Annotated in this window: 19 protein-coding genes; 12 read left to right on the top strand and 7 right to left on the bottom strand. The window is 44.7% G+C overall.

Annotated features, from left to right (window positions below):
* Position 1 precedes the first annotated feature (1 nt).
* Positions 2–274 carry a DUF4212 domain-containing protein gene (locus tag DP120_RS05060; protein WP_112222499.1) on the top strand — a complete coding sequence of 91 codons (273 nt, stop codon included), beginning with the start codon at positions 2–4 and terminating at the stop codon, positions 272–274.
* Positions 275–366: 92 nt separating this feature from the next.
* On the top strand, positions 367–2,031 hold the full coding sequence (locus DP120_RS05055; protein ID WP_112222498.1) for a sodium:solute symporter family protein: 1,665 nt from the start codon (positions 367–369) through the stop codon (positions 2,029–2,031).
* An 89-nt stretch (positions 2,032–2,120) separates the two neighbouring features.
* On the opposite strand, the gene DP120_RS05050 is transcribed toward DP120_RS05055, so the two are convergent.
* The 4 genes from DP120_RS05050 to DP120_RS05035 form a co-directional block, all read right to left on the bottom strand.
* Positions 2,121–3,218, bottom strand: coding sequence for a Gfo/Idh/MocA family protein (locus DP120_RS05050; RefSeq protein ID WP_112222496.1), 1,098 nt, complete (start codon positions 3,216–3,218; stop codon positions 2,121–2,123).
* 12 nt (positions 3,219–3,230) lie between these two features.
* A complete protein-coding gene (locus DP120_RS05045) occupies positions 3,231–3,974 on the bottom strand; it encodes a ThuA domain-containing protein (protein WP_112222495.1) in 744 nt (247 codons plus the stop codon).
* A 32-nt stretch (positions 3,975–4,006) separates the two neighbouring features.
* A complete protein-coding gene (locus tag DP120_RS05040; RefSeq protein WP_112222494.1) occupies positions 4,007–5,167 on the bottom strand; it encodes a Gfo/Idh/MocA family protein in 1,161 nt (386 codons plus the stop codon).
* Positions 5,168–5,352: 185 nt separating this feature from the next.
* Complete coding sequence (locus tag DP120_RS05035) at positions 5,353–6,732, bottom strand: MFS transporter (RefSeq protein ID WP_112222493.1); 1,380 nt, start codon at positions 6,730–6,732, stop codon at positions 5,353–5,355.
* A 230-nt stretch (positions 6,733–6,962) separates the two neighbouring features.
* Between DP120_RS05035 and fabG the strand changes: the two genes are divergently transcribed.
* The 4 genes from fabG to DP120_RS05015 all read left to right on the top strand — a co-directional run bounded on the left by fabG (position 6,963) and on the right by DP120_RS05015 (position 9,789).
* Positions 6,963–7,697, top strand: a complete 735-nt coding sequence (gene fabG, locus DP120_RS05030) for a 3-oxoacyl-ACP reductase FabG (protein ID WP_112223249.1) — start codon at positions 6,963–6,965, stop codon at positions 7,695–7,697.
* A 25-nt stretch (positions 7,698–7,722) separates the two neighbouring features.
* Positions 7,723–8,061, top strand: a complete 339-nt coding sequence (locus DP120_RS05025) for an SCP2 sterol-binding domain-containing protein (RefSeq protein ID WP_233785891.1) — start codon at positions 7,723–7,725, stop codon at positions 8,059–8,061.
* 231 nt (positions 8,062–8,292) lie between these two features.
* Positions 8,293–8,961 carry a DUF1643 domain-containing protein gene (locus DP120_RS05020; RefSeq protein ID WP_112222490.1) on the top strand — a complete coding sequence of 223 codons (669 nt, stop codon included), beginning with the start codon at positions 8,293–8,295 and terminating at the stop codon, positions 8,959–8,961.
* Between the two features lie 294 nt (positions 8,962–9,255).
* Positions 9,256–9,789, top strand: coding sequence for a DUF421 domain-containing protein (locus DP120_RS05015; RefSeq protein ID WP_165843728.1), 534 nt, complete (start codon positions 9,256–9,258; stop codon positions 9,787–9,789).
* A 64-nt stretch (positions 9,790–9,853) separates the two neighbouring features.
* Here DP120_RS05015 and DP120_RS05010 read toward each other — a convergent pair whose 3' ends face one another.
* The gene (locus tag DP120_RS05010; RefSeq protein WP_112222486.1) at positions 9,854–10,588 is read right to left on the bottom strand and encodes a Bax inhibitor-1/YccA family protein; all 735 of its coding nucleotides are present in this window, start codon (positions 10,586–10,588) and stop codon (positions 9,854–9,856) included.
* Positions 10,589–10,744: 156 nt separating this feature from the next.
* On the bottom strand, positions 10,745–11,233 hold the full coding sequence (locus tag DP120_RS05005) for a COG4315 family predicted lipoprotein (RefSeq protein WP_112222484.1): 489 nt from the start codon (positions 11,231–11,233) through the stop codon (positions 10,745–10,747).
* A gap of 239 nt (positions 11,234–11,472) precedes the next feature.
* Between DP120_RS05005 and DP120_RS05000 the strand changes: the two genes are divergently transcribed.
* The 3 genes from DP120_RS05000 (at position 11,473) to DP120_RS04985 (ending at position 15,722) form a co-directional block, all read left to right on the top strand.
* Entirely contained in the window at positions 11,473–12,027 is a 555-nt protein-coding gene (locus DP120_RS05000; protein WP_112222482.1) for an RNA polymerase sigma factor, read from the top strand.
* Between the two features lie 523 nt (positions 12,028–12,550).
* Positions 12,551–14,392, top strand: a complete 1,842-nt coding sequence (locus DP120_RS04990) for a M6 family metalloprotease domain-containing protein (RefSeq protein WP_112222478.1) — start codon at positions 12,551–12,553, stop codon at positions 14,390–14,392.
* Positions 14,393–14,522: 130 nt separating this feature from the next.
* Positions 14,523–15,722 (top strand): cation:proton antiporter, encoded by a 1,200-nt coding sequence (locus DP120_RS04985; RefSeq protein WP_112222476.1) that lies wholly within the window; start codon positions 14,523–14,525, stop codon positions 15,720–15,722.
* Between the two features lie 64 nt (positions 15,723–15,786).
* Here DP120_RS04985 and DP120_RS04980 read toward each other — a convergent pair whose 3' ends face one another.
* The gene (locus DP120_RS04980) at positions 15,787–16,524 is read right to left on the bottom strand and encodes an SGNH/GDSL hydrolase family protein (RefSeq protein WP_240611974.1); all 738 of its coding nucleotides are present in this window, start codon (positions 16,522–16,524) and stop codon (positions 15,787–15,789) included.
* A 163-nt stretch (positions 16,525–16,687) separates the two neighbouring features.
* Here DP120_RS04980 and DP120_RS04975 point away from each other — a divergent pair, with 163 nt between their 5' ends.
* From DP120_RS04975 to DP120_RS04965, 3 genes are all read left to right on the top strand, one after another.
* The gene (locus DP120_RS04975; protein ID WP_112222474.1) at positions 16,688–17,548 is read left to right on the top strand and encodes an HD domain-containing protein; all 861 of its coding nucleotides are present in this window, start codon (positions 16,688–16,690) and stop codon (positions 17,546–17,548) included.
* Between the two features lie 33 nt (positions 17,549–17,581).
* Positions 17,582–18,580: a macro domain-containing protein gene (locus DP120_RS04970; protein ID WP_112222472.1), complete on the top strand. Its 999-nt coding sequence runs from the start codon at positions 17,582–17,584 to the stop codon at positions 18,578–18,580.
* An 81-nt stretch (positions 18,581–18,661) separates the two neighbouring features.
* Positions 18,662–19,312, top strand: a complete 651-nt coding sequence (locus tag DP120_RS04965; RefSeq protein ID WP_112222470.1) for a vWA domain-containing protein — start codon at positions 18,662–18,664, stop codon at positions 19,310–19,312.
* Positions 19,313–19,328: the final 16 nt, after the last annotated feature.

The following is a 19,328-nucleotide window of genomic DNA, read 5'->3' as shown; positions in this document are numbered from 1 at the left end:
TTTGAGGAAGATTGATAAAAAAGAAGCAGATGCTTATTTTCGTCTTCGTACCACTTTAATTATAATTTATTTGGCAATAGGGTTTACCGCTTCTTTTGTCGTCGTATTTTTTGCGGAGGAATTATCCGGCTTTACCGTCAACGGATTTCCTTTTCATTATTTCATGGGGGCTCAAGGTGCGGTTCTGATCTTTATAATCCTATTGTTCATCAATGCTATCGTGAATGATCAAATCGACAAAAAGTTCGGCCTTACCCAGCAAAAGAAAAGATGACATCAATTCGCTGCATTGACATGCAGGAAATACTGTTTAACAACAACCGGTGTTGACCGGTGTTGAATGCTTTTTAAAAAGGGGGAGAACTGGTGGATTCACAATTTATCGTATCACTTGTCCTGATTTTGGGAACTTTTGGATTATATATAGGAATAGCCTTTTATAATACGGCACGTGTGACTTCTGATTTCTACGTGGCAGGGAGAAACGTGCCGGCGATCTTTAATGGTATGGCAATTGGCGCAGACTGGATGAGTGCCGCTTCTTTTATCGGGCTGGCGGGGACGGTCATGCTTTTGGGCTACGATGGCCTTGCTTATATTATGGGGTGGACAGGCGGCTATCTGTTGCTGACATTTTTACTTGCTCCACAATTAAGAAAGTCCGGCCGTTATACGGTTCCTGAGTTTATCGGAGATCGTTATAAGAGCAGCACCGCGCGGTTAATAGCCGCTGTAGCAACCATCATCATCAGTTTTACATATTCAATCGGACAGCTGTCAGGCTCGGGTGTTGTTATTGGCCGTTTGCTGGAAGTTGATACGGCTATTGGGACAATGGTCGGGGTGGCTCTAATCGCCTTTTACTCTGCTGTAGGGGGGATGAAAGGAATCACTTGGACACAAGTTGCGCAATATCTTGTGTTGATCACAGCTTATCTGATACCAGTCATTTTTATGTCACTTCAATTGACCAATAATCCGCTGCCATGGCTTTCTTATGGACAGATTGTCAGTGAGCTTCAAGTATTGGATGCTCAGCTTGGTATTTCTGAATATGTAGTTCCTTTCACTGAGGCAACGAGATGGCAGTTTCTGGCTCTGATGTTTACCTTAATGGCCGGGACAGCCGGTCTGCCTCATGTCATCGTCCGTTTCTATACGGTGCCGACAATGAAAGCTGCTCGCTGGAGCGGCGCCTGGGCATTGCTTTTCATAGGATTGCTTTATTTATCGGCACCTGCTTACGCTGCATTTTCCCGTTTCATCTTAATGACACAAGTGGCAGGCTCTTCAATTGCAGATTTACCAGCTTGGACAACTTCCTGGGTCAATACCGGATCGCTTTCGTTGGCAGATGCTAATGGTGACGGCTTTTTACAATGGGAAGAACTCGTGATCAGCAACGATATTGTAGTTATGGCAACTCCGGAAATCGCCAATCTTGGTGTTTTTGTCGTCGGATTAATGGCAGCGGGCGCAATGGCTGCCGCGCTATCAACGGCTGGCGGATTGATGATTGCAATTTCTGCAGCTCTGTCACAGGATATTTACTATAGATCTATCAACCCGCAAGCGAGCGAAAGAAAACGTTTATTGGTTGGCCGCTGGTCAATCATCATTGCGACAGTTTCAGCAGGGATCGTAGCACTTGATCCGCCAGGTGCGATTACACAAATTGTCGCATGGGCGTTTGCGTTGGCATCCGGTACTTTCTTCCCGGCGCTGATTTTAGGTGTTTGGTGGAAACGTGCAAATGGACCGGGGGTCATCGCAGGCATGTTAACTGGTCTGGTGGTGACACTTACCTATATTTTCGCTTCCAGATTCGGTGGGTTCAGTATTTTAGGGATAATCGATACAGGTGCCGGCGTGTTCGGTGCGGCAGCGGCAATACTTGCCATTGTCATTGTGTCCCTGGCGACGAAAGCTCCATCTCAGGAAACACAGGATGAAGTAATGGATCTCCGTTATCCGGAAGGCATGTCTTATAAAGACGGTGAAGTCTGGATGGATGATTCGAAGAAAGAATAAAAAAAATGGAGAAGTAAATCCTTTAAGGATGAACTTCTCCATATTTTATTTGTGGGAGTGTTTCAAATGAAAAAAGTAAACTATATACACTAGCTGAAAATTTGCTCGTTACGCAGAAATGCTTCAGGCTTCGAACAAGTGCTATCCATATGATGATACACGCCATCCCGTGATGAAGTTAAGAAGCCGTGCATCGCTTCCAATACATGATAAGCGAGTTGGCCATTCGCGCGGTGCGTTTTGCCGTTCAGTAGGGAATATGCCATGTCAGCGACGCCAATGCCGCGTCCGTTTTCCTGGAAATCGGATATCAAAGGGATGTCGGTGAAGTTTTCTTCATCTTTTTTGCGCAGCCGAACCGGTCCGCCGAAGTTATTCGGATCTGGAACGAGCAAAGTACCTTCGCTTCCGTAAATTTCAATCGGCGGGAGCGTGGAACCTCCGAAAGCATCGAAACTTGCAGTTAGGGTACCGATCGCACCAGAGGCGAAATCGATCGTTCCGGATATGTGTGTTTCAGTAGAGACGGTGATTTTCTGTCCGGCGTTCGGTTCACTTAGGATGGTCCGTTCAGCATAACTGATGCGCGCTGATCCGGCAATGCGTTGGATGGGACCGAGTAATGCGATTAAAGCAGTTAAATAATAGGGTCCCATGTCAAACAGCGGACCGCCGCCTTTTTCATAATAGAAAGCAGGATTTGGGTGCCAATGCTCATGTCCACGGCTGATTACAAAAGCTGAAGCCCCGATTGGGACACCGATTTCGCCGCTTTCTATCAGACGAAGTGCGGTTTGTACGCCTGCCCCCAGGAATGTGTCAGGGGCGCCGCCGACTAATAAGCCTTTTTCTTGCGCTTTGTCCAACACCTGCTTGGCTTCTTGCAGGCTGATCGCCAGCGGTTTTTCCACATAGACATGTTTGCCGGCTTCCAATATTTGAAGGCAAACTTCAGCATGCACTTTCGGAAGCGTTAAATTGATGACCAGATCGATTTCCGGATCAGCCAGCAATTCCTGTACGGTGCAGGCTTTTGGAATTCCGAATTGATCCGCTTGTGCGCGTGCGCGTTCGAAATCCAAATCTGCACAAGCTGTAAGCGTTAAATGGTTGTAGGCAGGAATGTTCTCCATGTAAATAGAACTGATGTAGCCGCAGCCGATGATGCCGATCTTTATAGTTCTCATCCTACTCCTCCTTTATTGGCTGTCGCCCATGCCAGTGTAGTTCCGGGCATTTCCAGAAGCTGCATAGCCGTGATTGTTTGAATCTCCGTAGAGTATTTTTCCTTCAGCCGCCCATAAAAATCCTCTTTTCATAATCAACGAAACTTCAGGCATCGCTATGATATCCGCAACGTGCCCCAGTGAATTGTAGAACACGCGCCCGGCGCCCCAGCGTTTTGTCCAGACAACCGGCATGTCGACGGCTTTGTTTAAGGTATGCGGCCCTTCTGCAACAGGGAAGCGGGTGGTGGCCAGCACTTCTACTGCCGGATCGATATGCAGATAGTATTGTTCGCTGACAACTTTGAAATCGTTCAATCCTTCTAAAAGGGGGCTCGAAGAATGTTTGATATTGACCATATATTCTATTCCGTCATTGCCTGGATGCGCGACCCAATTGCCGCCAGTCATAAATTGCCAGTCCACATTTTTTCTGAAAGAGTCGCACATTCCGCCGTGGCTGCCCGCCAGTCCAACACCGCTGATCACAGCTTCCGAGACATTGCGCACGTATTGTGGATCGATTTCTCCCATCGTCCAGTGGGGGACGATCAAATCAAGCGTTTTTAATTTTTCAGCATCTGCGTAAGCGTCAAGTGTATTCGAGATTTCTACGTCGAAGTTTTCGGCAACGAGCAGCTCTTTATAAATTTCAGCGACTTGTTCCGGCTCATGGCCGTCCCAACCGCCTTGGACGATCAATGCTTTTTTATTCACGGGCTCAACACTCCTGTCGGTTCAAATTTTTACTAAAGGCTGGATACAGTAATCCATTTTCTTTCCTTAACCGATAATTCAACAGCTTCAAGTACTTGCTGGCATTTGACGCCATCATTGAAATTGGGGACCGGCTGGCGGTCTTCCTGAAGTGCGTCCATGAATTCTACGAAAGCATGGGTAAACGTATGTTCATAGCCGATCGGATGTCCAGCAGGCCACCAAGCGCCAGAATAGGCATGCGCAGGATCGGTTGCGAGTACGCGGCGGAATCCCTGGACATCATCTTTGTCGTCGGTAAAGTAAACCTGCAGTTCGTTCATCCGTTCAAAGTCAAAAATGACACTGCCTTTGCTGCCGTTGATTTCAAAAGAGTTTGTGCTGCGGTGTCCTGTTGCGAAACGGGTGGCTTCAAAACTGCCTAGTGCGCAGTTTGTAAAGCGGGCCATGAATAATGTCGCGTCGTCAACAGTAACAGGACCGGTTTTGGCTGCCTGTCCGCTCGTTGCCGATAAACCGGCCGTTTCTTCCGGAAGCGGCCGTTCTTTGATGAACGTTTCACTCATGCCGATGACATCAGCAATATCTCCGATAAGAAAATGGGCCATGTCGATCAGATGCGCTCCTAAATCACCATGAGCACCCGAACCGGCAATTTCTTTCTGAAGACGCCAGGCGAGGGGAAAGTCAGGGTCGACCAGCCAGTCCTGCAAAAACCAGGCCCGAAAATGATGGATGTCGCCCAACCGGCCATCGTCAATCAACTTTTTAGCCAGCAAAACGGCAGGGGCAAAACGGTAATTGAAGCCGACCATATGCTTCACGCCTGCTTTTTCCGCCGCTTCCAGCATGTCACGCGAATCCTTCAAAGAAAGTGCCAGCGGTTTTTCACAGTAGAGATGTTTGCCGGCACCAGCCGCCGCAATTGCAATTTCCTTATGGGCGTTGCTCGGGGCGTTGATATCGATCAAGTCGATATCGTCCCGGGATACGAGCTCTTTCCAATCGGAAGTATGTTCTTCCCAGCCGAATTGTGTTGCGGCAGCAGCCACAGCTTCAGTATTTCGGCCGCAAATTACTTTCATATCCGGCTTTTTGCGGTCCGGGAAGAACATCGGCAGCGCTCGGTAGCCATTGCTGTGAGCTTTACCCATGAATTTATAGCCAACCATGCCGATATTTAATCTAGTCATCAACTCATCCCCAATCTTTGTTTACTTGATAAACAAACTTGTTTTCATTTTCTCGAATATTTAAAATTCTGTCAAACTTAAGAATTCATCTGAAAAGTATTTAAACAGAAAAAGGAACCGCCTTCTCCTGGCAGGGAGAGGACAGTACCTTCTTTTTGTTGGGAGCATTTCATCCCAAATAAATATTATGGCTTTCGTTCATTTAAATCTGCCAGAATCTGCGGGTATTGTTTATCAAGTTTATACATCCACATAAGAACAGTCTGCAAAACAGCCAGTATGAGGGGGATATAAATATTAAGCACCAGGATCATGGATACTGCAGATGATGTTTGTACTTCAAGTCCACCAGCATAACCTCCAAAAGCCAATAGCCATCCGATCAATGCTCCCCCGAGACCGGCGCCAACCTTCATGCCGAAGCTTGCTGCACTGTTAACCAGCCCTTGTGTTCTGATGCCGAATTTCCATTCACCATATTCAGCCGTATCGTTGATCATCGCGTATAAAAACATGATGATGGGAAGCAGTCCAAAGCCTTGAATAACTGTACCGACAGAAAATACATAGAGGCTGAATGGATCGATCATTTTAACAAGCGGCCCGAAAATCCCCAGAACCGAAACAAATAGGGCTATATTGCGTTTGCCGAATTTTTTTACCAGTTTTGGTATGAAAAAGAAGCCGATGATTGTCGGTAAAAACAACAGCATTCCGATCAATGAGAAGTAGGCGGCATTTCCCAATATATAAGTTGTATAGTATAAACCCGCTCCTGCCAGCAGGGCATTCAACGTGTAAGCGATTACACAATAAACCGTGATTATCAGCCAGTACTTGTTGGTGAATAATGCTTTTAAAGCGATTTTAAGGGGAATATCTTTTTTGGCTTGCTCAGCTGCTGAAACTCCCACTCTTTCTTTAGTGGAGCGGAAAGCCAAAAAGCTCGTTACAGTGATTGCAATTCCGCAAAACACGGCGACTGAAGTCCATCCGGCTGTTCCGCCTATAGCACTTGCCACAGGCTGAGCCAACACCGTTATAAGCAAAGTGCTGAGCATCGTGAAAATGCCAGTGTAGATATTAAGCATGGACCGTTTATTGGGTTCCTGGGACATTAATCCAAGCAAAGTCTTATAAGGAATAGATACTGCAGTGTAAACCAAAATTAACAGGATATATGTAATGTATGCATAAATGATTTTCCCGGTTCCGCCGATGTCCGGTACAGAGAAGAGCAAAATGATTGAAATCCCAAGAGGAATCCCCATCCAAAGAATCCAGGGACGGGCTTTGCCATGTTTCGATTTTGTACGATCCACTAAAGTTCCCATGCCGATGTCTGTCACTCCATCAAAGAGACGCGCTACCAGCATCAGTGTACCTACTACTCCGGCAGAGATTCCGGCTACATCCGTGTAATAAAAGGTCAGAAATGTCCCCACTAATGTCCAGACTAAAATTACGCCGAAAAACCCCAACCCATAATTCAGCATTTCCTTATGGCCCGGTGCTTCGGCTGATATGGATTTTGAAATTACCACTTTCTGCTCTTCTGCCAACATTCTGCTCTCCCCCTTTTTACTAATGGTTGCCAACAGCATACCAACCGGTTAGTATATAATTTATTGTATGTTTTATTTTCGGAAAATTCAATCGCTTATTTTAGAAGAAAAGAATCCGGCTGCAGGCAATAATTCTGTAAAGAAGAGGAATCATCCAGTTTTGAATAGAATTGGTAAGAGGCACCTTTTTAATGGCTTTACTTTTAGTGTTACACAGAGAGAAAAAGGGGATGGTTTATTTGCAAAGCAAAGTTGCAGTAGTCACTGGTGCAGCTCAAGGAATTGGAGCTGCGATTGTTGAGCGTTTCGTTGCAGAGGGCGTTAAGGTGGCAGCACTGGACGTCAATGGCGACAAACTGAGAGAGAGATGGCAGACAGCAGGAGATCAGGTTGTGGCTTTCGAATGTGATGTGACGGACGGGGAACTGGTGAAACGGGTTTTCGAAGAAATTTACAGCCGCTTCGAAAAGATTGATATCCTGGTTAATAATGCAGGCATCACCCGTGATGCGATTTTTCATAAGATGACAGAAGCGCAATGGCATTCGGTGATGGATGTCAACTTGACTTCGATGTTCCATACATGCCAGGCGGTTATACCGGCGATGCGGAAACAGGAGTACGGGAAAATCGTCAACATTTCTTCAGTTTCCAGCTGGGGGAATGCCGGCCAGGCCAATTACAGTGCGTCGAAAGCCGGTGTTCTGGGTTTCACAAAAACGCTGGCAAAGGAAAATGGCGGTAAGAATATTACGGTAAATGCGATTGCGCCTGGACAAATCGATACTGAGATGACCAAGGATCTGCCGGAGAATATTCAGATGATGGCTTTGATGCTTACGCCAGCGGGGCGCCTAGGGGATACATCCGAGGTGGCGTCTGTTGCGCGTTTCTTGGCTTCGGATGATTCCAGTTTCGTCAATGGTGAATGCATCCAGGTCAACGGCGGATTTTTGATGGTTTAATAAATTTCACAAGGGGATGAAGAGAATGGCAATGACTACGTTGAATGAAACGATGCAGCAAATTGAAAAGGAAATTAATAATAATCCTGAGCCGATTTCAGGCATGGATACGATTTATAAATTTGTGATTGACGGGGAAGCATATCAGCTGCAGTTGAAAGATGGTAAAGCTGAGCTTTTATCGGATGCAGAAGTGGATGCGGATTGCACACTGAAAATGTCGTACGATAATTTTCAGAAGTTCCTGGCAGGAAAACTGAACGGCATGACGGCGTTTATGACCGGCAAATTGAAGATTGACGGCGACATGACCAAAGCGTTAAAGCTTGAAAGCATTGTGAAGAAATACGAGTTGGATATCTAAAAAGTTTTTCAGGTTGACTGAAGCTGGCTTGGCGTTAACAACGCGCAAGCCGGCTTTTTCTTTTTTAAATTGTTCTAATGCATTTATTTTCTGAATTGTTTAATTATAATTTGCAAACATACGTTCTATTTGTTATGATGTTTTTACTCAGATATGGAATGGCGGATTTCTTTGCCGCTCATTCAACGGATGCTTCTTCAATTAAGTTAAAAAAACTGAAGGAGGAATTTTATGTTTCAATCAGCAAAGGAATTGGAGACGATTTTTTTAACAGAGGGGGTCTTCTACAGATTATTGACGAACAATGTAAGTCACTTTTGCAGAAGTGTCGCTTACATTCGCAGGAAAGGATCCTTTACAGATGGAACCGATGCATTGTTTGTTCTGCTGAATCCCGGAAAAAGTCTGCCAGTCGATGGTGAAGATGCCATACCCTTTTTAACGGGGGAGGTGGATATACTGCCGATCTTGCCGGCCACACCTGATAACACGATGTTTCAGCTGATGCGCCTGATGGAGCGGATGGAGTGGAATCATGTCCAGATCATCAATCTGACAGATTTGCGGACCGGAAAATTCAATGAGTATCTGGATGGCCAGAAGTTAATGAGGACTCATCGCGACAGCCGCCACAGCATCTTTTCCATTGACCGCTATCCTGAATTGTTAGACATTGTGGAAGGTACAGACCATATTATTGCAGGTTGGGGAACCAAACAAGAAATTACCGGCGCTGCGGAAGAAGCCTATACCGTGTTATCAGAACTTGGAGAAGTTACGGGTATTCCATATAATAAGCAACCGCTTTACTATCATCCATTCCCGTGGCTCCGAACAAAATGCATCAAATGGCTGGATGATATGGAAGAGCAGTTGAAAGGAGCAACGAAAGTGGTTTGAGCTTCTTATTTCATGGCTTGGTCGTTTTTGCTGATTCGAAATGAACTGTTGAAAAAAGCAGTATGCTCACAAAGAGCTGCTGCTTCTATTTTTTAATAAAAATCCCCCCCATCCTTAACCAGCGCATTGATGAAGTATCTTCAACGAGCAGAAACCCACTTTCTTACATGAAGTTTCTTTTTCTAAAATATGGGTAACTAAATGGTACAAATATGTTCGCGGCTCTGAGCAGTCGCCGTCGATTCCTGTTTGATGCCGAAGTGCAACTATGTCGTTCCCGGAGGAGTGGTAACTTTGCTGGATTCATTATTGTTTGATGGCTGGAAAGCTCCTTTACGGATTGTTATCATGTCGATCCTTATATACGCGTATCTTATTTTGATCATGCGTCTTTCCGGAAAACGGACCATGTTCCAATACAATATGTTTGATGTAATTATATCGGTAGCCTATGGTTCAACGATTGCAACCATTCTCCTGACAGATAAGATCTCTTTTACAGAAGGGGCATTCGTCCTCGGGATGCTGACTTTTATACAGTTACTCATTGCAGTGATGGAAATGAAGTCGAAAAAATTTGGAGCAGTCATCAACCCGACGCCGACTTTTCTTTACTATAACGATGATTATTGCGAAGAAAATCTGGAGAAAGAGCGGGTGCTGAAGAGTGAAATCAGAAATGCCGTCCGTCAGCAAGGTATTGGGACCATGGAAAAAATCGAAGCAATCGTGTTGGAGGGGAACGGCCAATTATCGATCATTCCTAAAAGCGAAGCAGGAGCCGGAGATACACTGGTGGATGTTAAAAGCCCAAAACAGGACAAATAATGAGAAAAAGCCGATTAGAATTTTAAATTCTAACCGGCTTTTTTGCTTGTTTTATTGAGTTGCTTTACCTGCTGCGGATTTTCGACAGCAAGCGAAGTATTTCCAGGTAAAGCCAGACTAACGTGATGAGCAGGCCGAACGCTCCGTACCATTCGAAGTATTTTGGTACACGGCTGCCCGCAGCGTTTTCGATATAATCGAAATCGAGCACAAGATTCAACGCAGCGACTATGACGATGACAACGCTGATAGCGATGCCGATCGGTGATGAATCGTGCAAATAGGGAATATTGAATCCGAAGAATCCGCCGATGAACGAAATGATATAGACAAGGAATATGGCTCCTGTTGCAGCAACGACGCCCATTCTGAAGTTCTGGGTAACTTTGATCAAGCCGGATTTATAGAGCAGCAGCAAACTCAGCAGCACTGCGATTGTCAGCATCACAGCCTGAAATACGATTCCGCCGTATTGAGCTTCGTATTGCGCGGATATCGCACCAAGGAATAACCCTTCGAGCAAGGCATAAAGTGGAGCTGTAAACGGTGAAATCTTCGGCACAAAGATGGTGATCAATGCCACAATCAGGCCGCCGATTGCACCTATTAATATCAGTGGCAAAACACTGCCAGGATTTTCAACAAACTGGTTCCAGGAATAGACGAATGTAGCCAACACCAGCAGTATTAGAATGAATGTCTTGTTGACAGTTCCCCCGATGGTCATTGTCTGGCCAGAGCCGATTGTATCGAATTTTTCAAATGCTTCTTTTTTCAAACTTGGATTTCCGCTTCTCAAAAATCTTCACCTCTTCATTTTCTAACGAGCATATTCCATTATATCCTGTGTATACAAAATGACCAAATTATATGGAAGAAGAGCTTATAAACCTGTAAGGCATGCAAAAAGCCGCTGTTCGATTTCTGAACAGCGGCAACTCTATTCAAGCTAATCTCATTCGGGAAACTCCGTCATGTTATTGACAGTAAACCAGGCATCGTTCACCCCCTGGCCGTTTACATCACCTTCAGCCGTGTCGTTAATGAAGTAATAGAGGGGGTAGCCTTTGTACGTCACTTGTTCTTCGCCGTTGTCATCCCGAGTGATCGTATTGAATACCTCTCTGTCGTAACCTTCCGGCACTTCAACTTCTTCTGCTGTAAACGCTGGCCAGTTCACGAGGCAATCGCCGGTGCAGTTGCTGGTATCCAATTCGTCCTCGGTAAAATAATACAATGCCATTCCTTCCGAATCGGCCAGATATGGTCCTGTCGCTTCACTTTCCAACTCTTGCAGCTCCTGTACTTCCCCCGTAACTACCGGTTCATCTGGTTTATCGGAAGGAGCGGAATATCCTTCCGTGGAGTCTTCCTGGCCATTGCCGCATGCAGTCAATAGCGTTAACATGGAAATTACAAAGAAAAGAAACAACCGTTTTTCCATTTTCGCCACTCCTTTTGATTAATGTCCAATTGGCGGGAGAAGATCAGGCAGCAGGTTCGATGACAATGAGCGGCATAAGATAGTCTGGCTTATAAAAATTTCCCCTTTCTCAAATTTTTCTCTATATTATAGGTAACGCAATAAAAACTGATACGGTTTTATAATTTACAAAATTTATTTTGAAAACTAGGACTTTTATTGATTTTACGAGACACAGCCGGGAGAAGGTGGCCGTTCAAATGAAATGTAAAAGTGACAGTGAATTGATGGAGCTGGTTTCTCAAAAACACCGGCCTGCTTTGGAAGAATTATATGACCGCTACATCAAACTGGTCTATAGTTTTGTATTTAAATTTTGCGGAGAGAATACCGAGAAAACAAAGGAAATCAGTCAGCTGATTTTTCTTAAACTGTGGACGACTGGCAGTTCTTATGATGAGTCAAAAGGCAGTTTCATCAACTGGCTGCTGACGATATCCAGAAATGTCTGTATCGATTATTTCAGAAAAGAACGTGCGCATCTTCGAAATGATCGTACTTTAACTGACGAACGGTTGCTGGAAGATGAAAATCATGCCACTGAAATAGATCAGCTGCTCGACAGCCAAGAGATTGACGAAGCCAAAAAGCACTTGACTGAAGCTCAACTTCGCACCATCAATCTCTTCTATTGGAAGGGCTATACACTCAAGGAGATTTCTGAGATTGAAAGGGAACCGATAGGGACTATCAAAAGCCGGCTGCATCAATCATTGATGAAATTGCGAAGACAAATAGGAAATGGAGATCGGTAGCTATGGAGAATTACTGCGAAAATCTATTGGATTATGTCAATAACCAAGGTACAGCAAATGAAGCTAATGGATTAATGGAACATTTACATGTATGTCAAAGGTGTCAGGGAAATATCGATTTATACTGTGAATCACTCGAACTGATGCAGCGGGATTTCACTATCCAGGATGTACCCGGATCGTTGATAAAAGAAATTTTGGATTTTGTTTTCGAAAAATAAATGGCATACAAATACTCGGAAATAATATAGAACTTAAAGAAAAGTAAAGCGCACAGACCAAATTGGTCTGTGGGCATTTATTTTATGCCTGCTTCAATAATAAAATTACTGGGCTGAAAAAAGAGAATATATTCCAAATGCTCAAATATGCCAATTTCAACATCGTTTTCTTAATTATGTCAGTAAAAACAAGTATAAAGAGCTATGTATATAATTGACAAACAACACTTTCTTCCTATTCAAAATATATTGAATTATTTATACAATTTAAAAGTATAAAAAATTATTTAGGGGGACGAATGATGTTGAAAGTATTGTCTACATCCGCAATAACGCTTGCCTTAGTGGGCAGCGCAGTATTCGCTGGCGTAAATCACGGTGATTCAGCCGTTGAAAAAGTCAGCCATAAAAGTGAATTAAGCTTGGCCCATTATGTCGGGGCTTCACCGGAGCTTGCAGATAAGGCGAGAGAGCTCGGAATCGATCTTTCAAAAGCCGACCCTGCTGAAAAACTTGCAAACAATAATGGCAAGAAATTCGAAGCGCCTGGCGACAACCATGCGGCTTATAATGTAACAGAAGGGGATGTACCGGTTCTTGTGCTGTTGGCGAAATACAAAGACGGTGATGAACCAATCGGCGATATGCCCGGCCAGGTTCCGGCAGAATACTATGAAGACCTGATTTTTGGTGATGAGTATAATCCTTATGAACTGGAACAGTTCAAGCAGTATGCAGAACATAACGGCGTGGCCGTCCCAACCGACCGCACCATGCAAAATGTTTATAAAGAGTCGAGCAATGGCAAAGTAAACCTGGTGCGTAAAGAAAACACCGATTTTGCTTGGGTCGAGCTGCCAAAAGGCGCTTCCTATTATCTTGACCAGGAAGGGACTTATGCTGAAAACGGCAAGTATCTTCTAGGAAATGCGAACGGAGATGCGCATACCGGTGAATTTGTCCGTGACTTGCTGAAAGCGGCAGATGACCAAATTGACTTCTCCCAATATGCAGTTGACGGCGAAGTGCCGAATATCTTTGTTGTGCATGAAGGAACCGGCGCAGAATTCAGCCGTGACCCGGCGCAATTCTGGTCTCATAAATGGAGCCTTTTGAGTGCACTGTACTATGGCAAGTATTACGAAACAGGACAACCTGCCGATGTCCATGCAGGTATTCCGCAAAACGAATGGATCGACCAGACAATTGAAAACGAAATGACATATGACGGCGTGCTCGTCAATAACTACAACATCCAGCCAGGTATTGGCGGTAACGTTGCGGGTTATGATGCAGCGACGGATTCTTATGATGAGTCTCTTGCGACAGGACCATTCCCGGCTCAGCCAGGGGTATATGCCCATGAATTCGGCCACGCTTTAGGTTTGCCGGATTTCTATGACACACTTTATTCTTCTGAAGGCGTCGGCAACTATTCAATGATGGCTGGCGGATCGTGGATGCGTTATCCGGATGCTGCGGCATACTCAGGCAACTCACCAACTCTATTTGATCCGTTCTCGAAAATTTTCCTTGGATGGGCTGATCCAATTGACGTGAAACCTGGTGATGAGCCACAGACGATTACATTGCCTCCGGTCAATGAAGCATCTGCTGACAGCGGAATTGTGAAGATGGAAGTGCCTGGTTCAAACGGCACTGAATACTTCCTGTTTGAAAACGTTCAGCAAAAAGGATTCAACCAGGGCTTGATCAGACAGGGTGAAGATGCGCATGGACTGCTTGCTTGGCATGTGGATGAAAACATCATCAATCTTTACCAGACAGCTGGATTCCGTCCGAATAATGTTGAAAACTGGATGAACAAACGCTTCCAGTACAATCAGTTCCAAACAGCTGCTGACGGCACAAAAGTGACGCATTACGGTCTTTCAGTGCTGCAGGCTGACGGCAAATACGATTTGGAGAAAAACCTTAACCGCGGCGACGCAGCCGATTTCTTCAAGTCCGGCGATGAAATCACTCCGGTTTCAAGCAATGTCCACACTGGATCTTATTACTTCTGGAAAGGGCAGAGTGCTACACCTGCTGATACTGGAATCCATGTAACGGATATTGTGGAAAACGAAGACGGTTCGATTACTGCCAAGTTCTTCTACAATTCAAATTCAAGCAAGAAATAACCCGATTGTTCAACCGAAAACCGCTTTCCTTCATTAAAATGTGGAGGAAGCGGTTTTTTCATGTTTTATTTCCAACGGATAGGCTATAGGAATTAAAGATGTTATACAAATATGGAAGAAGGGGAGTACAGTGTATACACATCAATTGCTGATTCTGTTGTTCATCGGATATATTGTCTACACAATCGATATCAAAAAGAATTTCTTTCCGGTTCCGGTAGTTTTGGTCGCAATAGGACTGGGCTTATCCTTCATCCCTTATTTTGAGGGGTTTAATATTTCCAAAGATATCATCTTTAATGTATTTCTTCCAGCCATCCTGTTTACATCAGCTTACCAATTTCCGTTAAAACAATTAAAGGAAAATGCAGGCATTATCATCACATTAAGTACGCTGGGCATGATTGCTACCGTATTCCTGCTTGGGTTATCAATCTACTTTGCTGGAACGATGTTTACGGCGCTATCGTTTACGGCAGCTTTCCTGCTGGCTGCGATATTAGCGCCGACTGACCCGGTCTCCGTTACAACAATTTTGAAGGAAAGCAGCGGGGCAGAGCAGATTGCCGATGTAGTGGAAGGTGAGTCGATGATCAATGACGGTACCAGCATCGTCTTTTTTACAATTTTCCTGACGATGTTCCAAACCGGGGGCGGCTTTTCCGTCGGCAAATTCGTCTCTGAACTTCTATTGGTGTCAATAGGCGGCATACTGCTGGGTATTGTTATCGGTTGGCTCATGAGTAAAACAATCCGCTATACGAAAGATAAAAAGTATCAGGTCATGTTAAGTGTCGTTGGTGCTTATGGTGCTTTTTACATCGGTGAAGCGATTGGCGTATCGGGTGTTTTGGCTACGGTCGCAGCAGGTATTTTTGTATCGTACGAAATGAGCAAGGAAATTAAAGAAGATAATTTAAAGAAATCGCTTGATGGTTTCTGGGATATAGCGACTCCCGTGCTTCTCGCGGTACTGTTTCTTTTAATCGGTATACGCGGCGCAGATTATCTTGCATTTTCGGGTTGGTTGTTTGCAATTATTGTATTTGTGTTGTCCATCATCGTCCGCTATATTGTTATCGGGATATTTATCTACGGGGTGCCAGCGTGGCGCCATGAATTCAAAAACGATTTTTCTACGGTCACCCTTACAGCATGGTCAGGCATAAAAGGGGCTATGTCGGTTGCTTTACTGCTTTGGCTTGAGGAAGCGGCATCGGGAAAAGATGAAATTTTAGTATCGCTGTCATTTGCCGTTATCCTTCTGTCGTTAGTCATCCAGAGTGTCGGAATTTATCCATTATCGAAAGTACTCAAGAATCTGCAGTAATTGCTGAATTATTAATGACAGCAAAAAAGCTCCAATCCCGTTCTTGGGATTGGAGCTTTTAATATTATTCGAGACCAAAAGCGGTAATTCCGATATCAGCCAGAACCTGTTGTCCAGCAGCAGTCGGGTGGATATCACCCTGGATGACATAAGCCGCCTGGTTGTCACCGAAAGCTGTATAGGCATCTGCAAGATAAACATTTTCACTGGAAGCGGCCAAAGCTGCAAAGGTCTGGTTGATGCCAGGCAGGATGGCATCCGCAACATAATGAAGCTGATCGGTTAATTGGAACGGATTGTATACGTTATAAAGTACAATCGGTGCATCTGTCAGAGAGCGGGTTTCTGCAATAGCGGCAGCGATATTGGCAAAGACATCATCCGCTTGGAGCTTTTGCACCAGCAACTGCTGGAACTGCGCTTGATTGCCTCCACTTTCTTCGCCAGCTTCGCGAAGAATCTGGAGCAGGTCATTATTGCCGATTGTAATCACGACATAATCTGCATGGCTGATGGCCTGGCGGTACTTCTGTTCATCTTCCAGGGCACCCAGCAGCTGTTCGCTTTGCCAACCCGGTATTCCCAGATTGCGGACCCGCAAGTCTTCTTCAGCTCCGATTAAATATGGGTAAGCTGCTTTGGAAGGATTCTGGTTGGTTTGGCCGAGGTTATAACCGAATGGGATCGAATCTCCGAGAGCTACCAACGATTCCTTAGCCTGGTCACTTTTAGCTGACGCGGCAGGTGAAATAATGGATGTTGCCAAAAGAATAACTGCTAATGATTTTGCTGCTTTATTCATGGACATTCCCCTTTCAAATATATTGCAATTTTAGTATAAACTTATTTGATTGAATTGTCTGTAAATAATTGTATAGGTGATACTTTATTTAATATATGGAACTTTTATTATGATAAGATTAAAGGAATAAAATGTATTCTGGCGAGAAGAATGGAGGGGCAGTATGAATCAGCTGATCGAAAAGGCCGCCTGTTTTGCAGCTGTCAAACATGACGGACAGTACCGGAAAGGGACCCACATACCATATATTACACATCCATATGGTGTGGCCATGATTCTTATGGAAGAAAAACAGCCTGAAGAGACAATTGCTGCGGGATTATTGCACGATACGCTGGAAGATACGGAAACAACGGAAGAAGAATTGTTCAAGAACTTCGGCGAAGAAATTTTGATGCTGGTAAAGGCTGCTTCCGAAAAGGATAAATCCCAGTCTTGGGAAATGCGTAAACAGCACACCATTGCCAACTTGCCCAATCACTCGACAAGCGAATTGTATTTGATATTGGCTGACAAACTGCATAATCTGCGGTCCATTCATGTCGATGCGAGGAAGTTCGGCGACAGCATCTGGAGCCGGTTCAATAGAGGGAAACGGGAACAATGCTGGTATTACATGAGCATCAGCCGTGCAGTGAGTGAAAAGAAAAGGGAAGTGCCACTCATAAGAAAGCTGGAAGAAGAGACGAACGAGCTCTTTATCGGCAAAAAAAGGCTGACACATCATGATATACGCTTGCTTTTTGACAGCATCCATTCGGATAGATCATCTGCAGAGGAAGATTTACGGGAATCGCATCTTCTGGATTTCAGCGCAGAAATGCAACAAGCTGCAGGAGACCAATTGGACAAAGAAGCACCGGATTCCATTCTGAACCTGCTTAAAGAAGCTGGAATGGAAATGGCCCCTCATGTTGAAGATGACCTTTTTATCTATTCTTATTACCATGAAATGAAATTCCGCCTCGGTTGGGATGATGAAACTTTTCTGGAGTATTTTAAACTGTACTATAAAAGAAAATAAAGAAAACTGAAAAAGCTCAAAGGGGATAAAATCATGCCACTGGAAATAGTACGGAACGATATAACTAAAATGATTGTAGATGCCATCGTCAATGCGGCCAACTCGGGCTTGAAAATGGGCGGGGGCGTTTGTGGTGCCATATTCAAAGCTGCTGGGGCAAGCGAGCTGCAGCAGGCGTGTGACAGGATTGGCTATTGTCCTGTCGGTGAAGCGGTTCACACAGAGGCTTTTGTACTCAATGCTGATTTCATCATTCATACCGTTGGACCCGTTTGGCAAGGTGGCTCCCATAATGAAGAAAGGCTGCTCCGTAATAGTTACAGGAATTCTCTCGAACTGGCAGAATCGCTCGGCTGCCAGTCAATCGCATTCCCTTTGATTTCCACAGGAATTTACGGATATCCCAAAGAAGCCGCATTGAAAGTGGCAATTGGGGAAATCGAGTCATTTCTGATGCACCATGAAATGGATGTTTATCTTGTCGTATTCGATAAACAATCTTTCAGCATCAGCAGTACATTATTCGATTCGATAGAAGCCTATATCGATGAACATCAAGTGGATGCGCTGGAGAGACGGTATCCGCGCCGTAAACGTATTATTAGAGACGAAATCATTTCGCAGAATCTGGAACAGGAGTTCAAACTGGAGTCCGCCATGGATCTCAGCCTGGAGGACGTGTTGAAAAATGTGGACGAATCTTTTTCGGAACGCCTCTTCCGTTATATCGACGAAAAAGAGATGACGGATGCAGAAACCTATAAAAAGGCCAATATCGACCGGAAGCTTTTTTCGAAAATACGCAATTCCCCCGGCTATACGCCCATGAAAAAAACGATCATCGCCTTTGCTGTGGCACTTGAACTGGATTTGCAGGAAACAGAAGACTTGCTTGAAAAAGCGGGTTACAGGTTGTCGCGCAGCCATAAATTCGATTTGATCATCATGTATTTTATCGAACGGGAAAATTATAAAGTCCATGAGATCAACGAGGCTTTATTTGCATTTGACCAGGTTTTGCTCGGTTCCTGAAATGTCGCTTCCAAAGCGACCAATCGCCTAGATGAAAATCGTATCCTTAAGTTGTTCATAAAACTTGAGGAGGAATTTAAAATGAAGAATGAAATGACGGAATTGGTGTTCATACTCGACAAGAGCGGTTCGATGGCTGGACTGGAAAAAGACACTATTGGCGGATTTAATGCTTTGATTGAAAAGCAGCGCAAACTGGAAGGTGATGTCCGCGTCACAACGGTGCTGTTTAATCAGTCCTATGAATTGCTTCATGACCGCATCAACCTGAAAGGGATTTCTCCTCTGACTGAAGAGGACTATGAAGTGGGCGGTACAACGGCGCTTCTGGACGCCATCGGCTCTTCTATCCAAAAAATAGGGAATGCACAAAAACGGACTTCTGAAGAGGAGCGGGCGGACAAAGTGATGTTCGTAATAACGACTGACGGGATGGAGAACGCGAGCTGCGAATACAATTATAAAAAAATCCTTGAAATGATTGGCAGGCAAAAACAGAAATTCAACTGGGAATTCATTTTTCTTGGAGCCAATATCGATGCCGTCGCCACCGCGCAGCAATTCGGCGTGGGAGAAGAATTCGCTGTGGAATATCATGCAGATGCGGAAGGGACGCAGCTGAACTACCAGGTCCTGTCCGAAGCTGTGGCTTCATTCCGTACCGGAAAATCCCTCGACCGCGATTGGAAGAAAGATATTGAGAAAGATTACAAGTCACGGGCAAAGAAATAGTGATGCTGAACGAAGC

Origin of the sequence: Planococcus halotolerans (genome assembly GCF_003289955.1) — a bacterium.
Taxonomy (GTDB): Bacteria; Bacillota; Bacilli; order Bacillales_A; family Planococcaceae; genus Planococcus; species Planococcus halotolerans.
The sequence above is the reverse complement of the archived record's forward strand: the minus strand, read 5'-3'. Positions and strand labels throughout refer to the sequence as shown.

Bases quoted from the DNA above. Each gene is read 5' to 3' on its own strand.
- DP120_RS05050 (WP_112222496.1), bottom strand. From the start codon at position 3,218: ATGAGAACTATAAAGATCGGCATCATCGGCTGCGGCTACATCAGTTCT.
- DP120_RS05040 (WP_112222494.1), bottom strand. From the start codon at position 5,167: ATGACTAGATTAAATATCGGCATGGTTGGCTATAAATTCATGGGTAAA.
- DP120_RS05035 (WP_112222493.1), bottom strand. From the start codon at position 6,732: ATGTTGGCAGAAGAGCAGAAAGTGGTAATTTCAAAATCCATATCAGCC.
- fabG (WP_112223249.1), top strand. From the start codon at position 6,963: ATGGTTTATTTGCAAAGCAAAGTTGCAGTAGTCACTGGTGCAGCTCAA.
- DP120_RS05025 (WP_233785891.1), top strand. From the start codon at position 7,723: ATGGCAATGACTACGTTGAATGAAACGATGCAGCAAATTGAAAAGGAA.
- DP120_RS05020 (WP_112222490.1), top strand. From the start codon at position 8,293: ATGTTTCAATCAGCAAAGGAATTGGAGACGATTTTTTTAACAGAGGGG.
- DP120_RS05005 (WP_112222484.1), bottom strand. From the start codon at position 11,233: ATGGAAAAACGGTTGTTTCTTTTCTTTGTAATTTCCATGTTAACGCTA.
- DP120_RS05000 (WP_112222482.1), top strand. From the start codon at position 11,473: ATGAAATGTAAAAGTGACAGTGAATTGATGGAGCTGGTTTCTCAAAAA.
- DP120_RS04990 (WP_112222478.1), top strand. From the start codon at position 12,551: ATGTTGAAAGTATTGTCTACATCCGCAATAACGCTTGCCTTAGTGGGC.
- DP120_RS04980 (WP_240611974.1), bottom strand. From the start codon at position 16,524: ATGAATAAAGCAGCAAAATCATTAGCAGTTATTCTTTTGGCAACATCC.
- DP120_RS04975 (WP_112222474.1), top strand. From the start codon at position 16,688: ATGAATCAGCTGATCGAAAAGGCCGCCTGTTTTGCAGCTGTCAAACAT.
- DP120_RS04970 (WP_112222472.1), top strand. From the start codon at position 17,582: ATGCCACTGGAAATAGTACGGAACGATATAACTAAAATGATTGTAGAT.
- DP120_RS04965 (WP_112222470.1), top strand. From the start codon at position 18,662: ATGAAGAATGAAATGACGGAATTGGTGTTCATACTCGACAAGAGCGGT.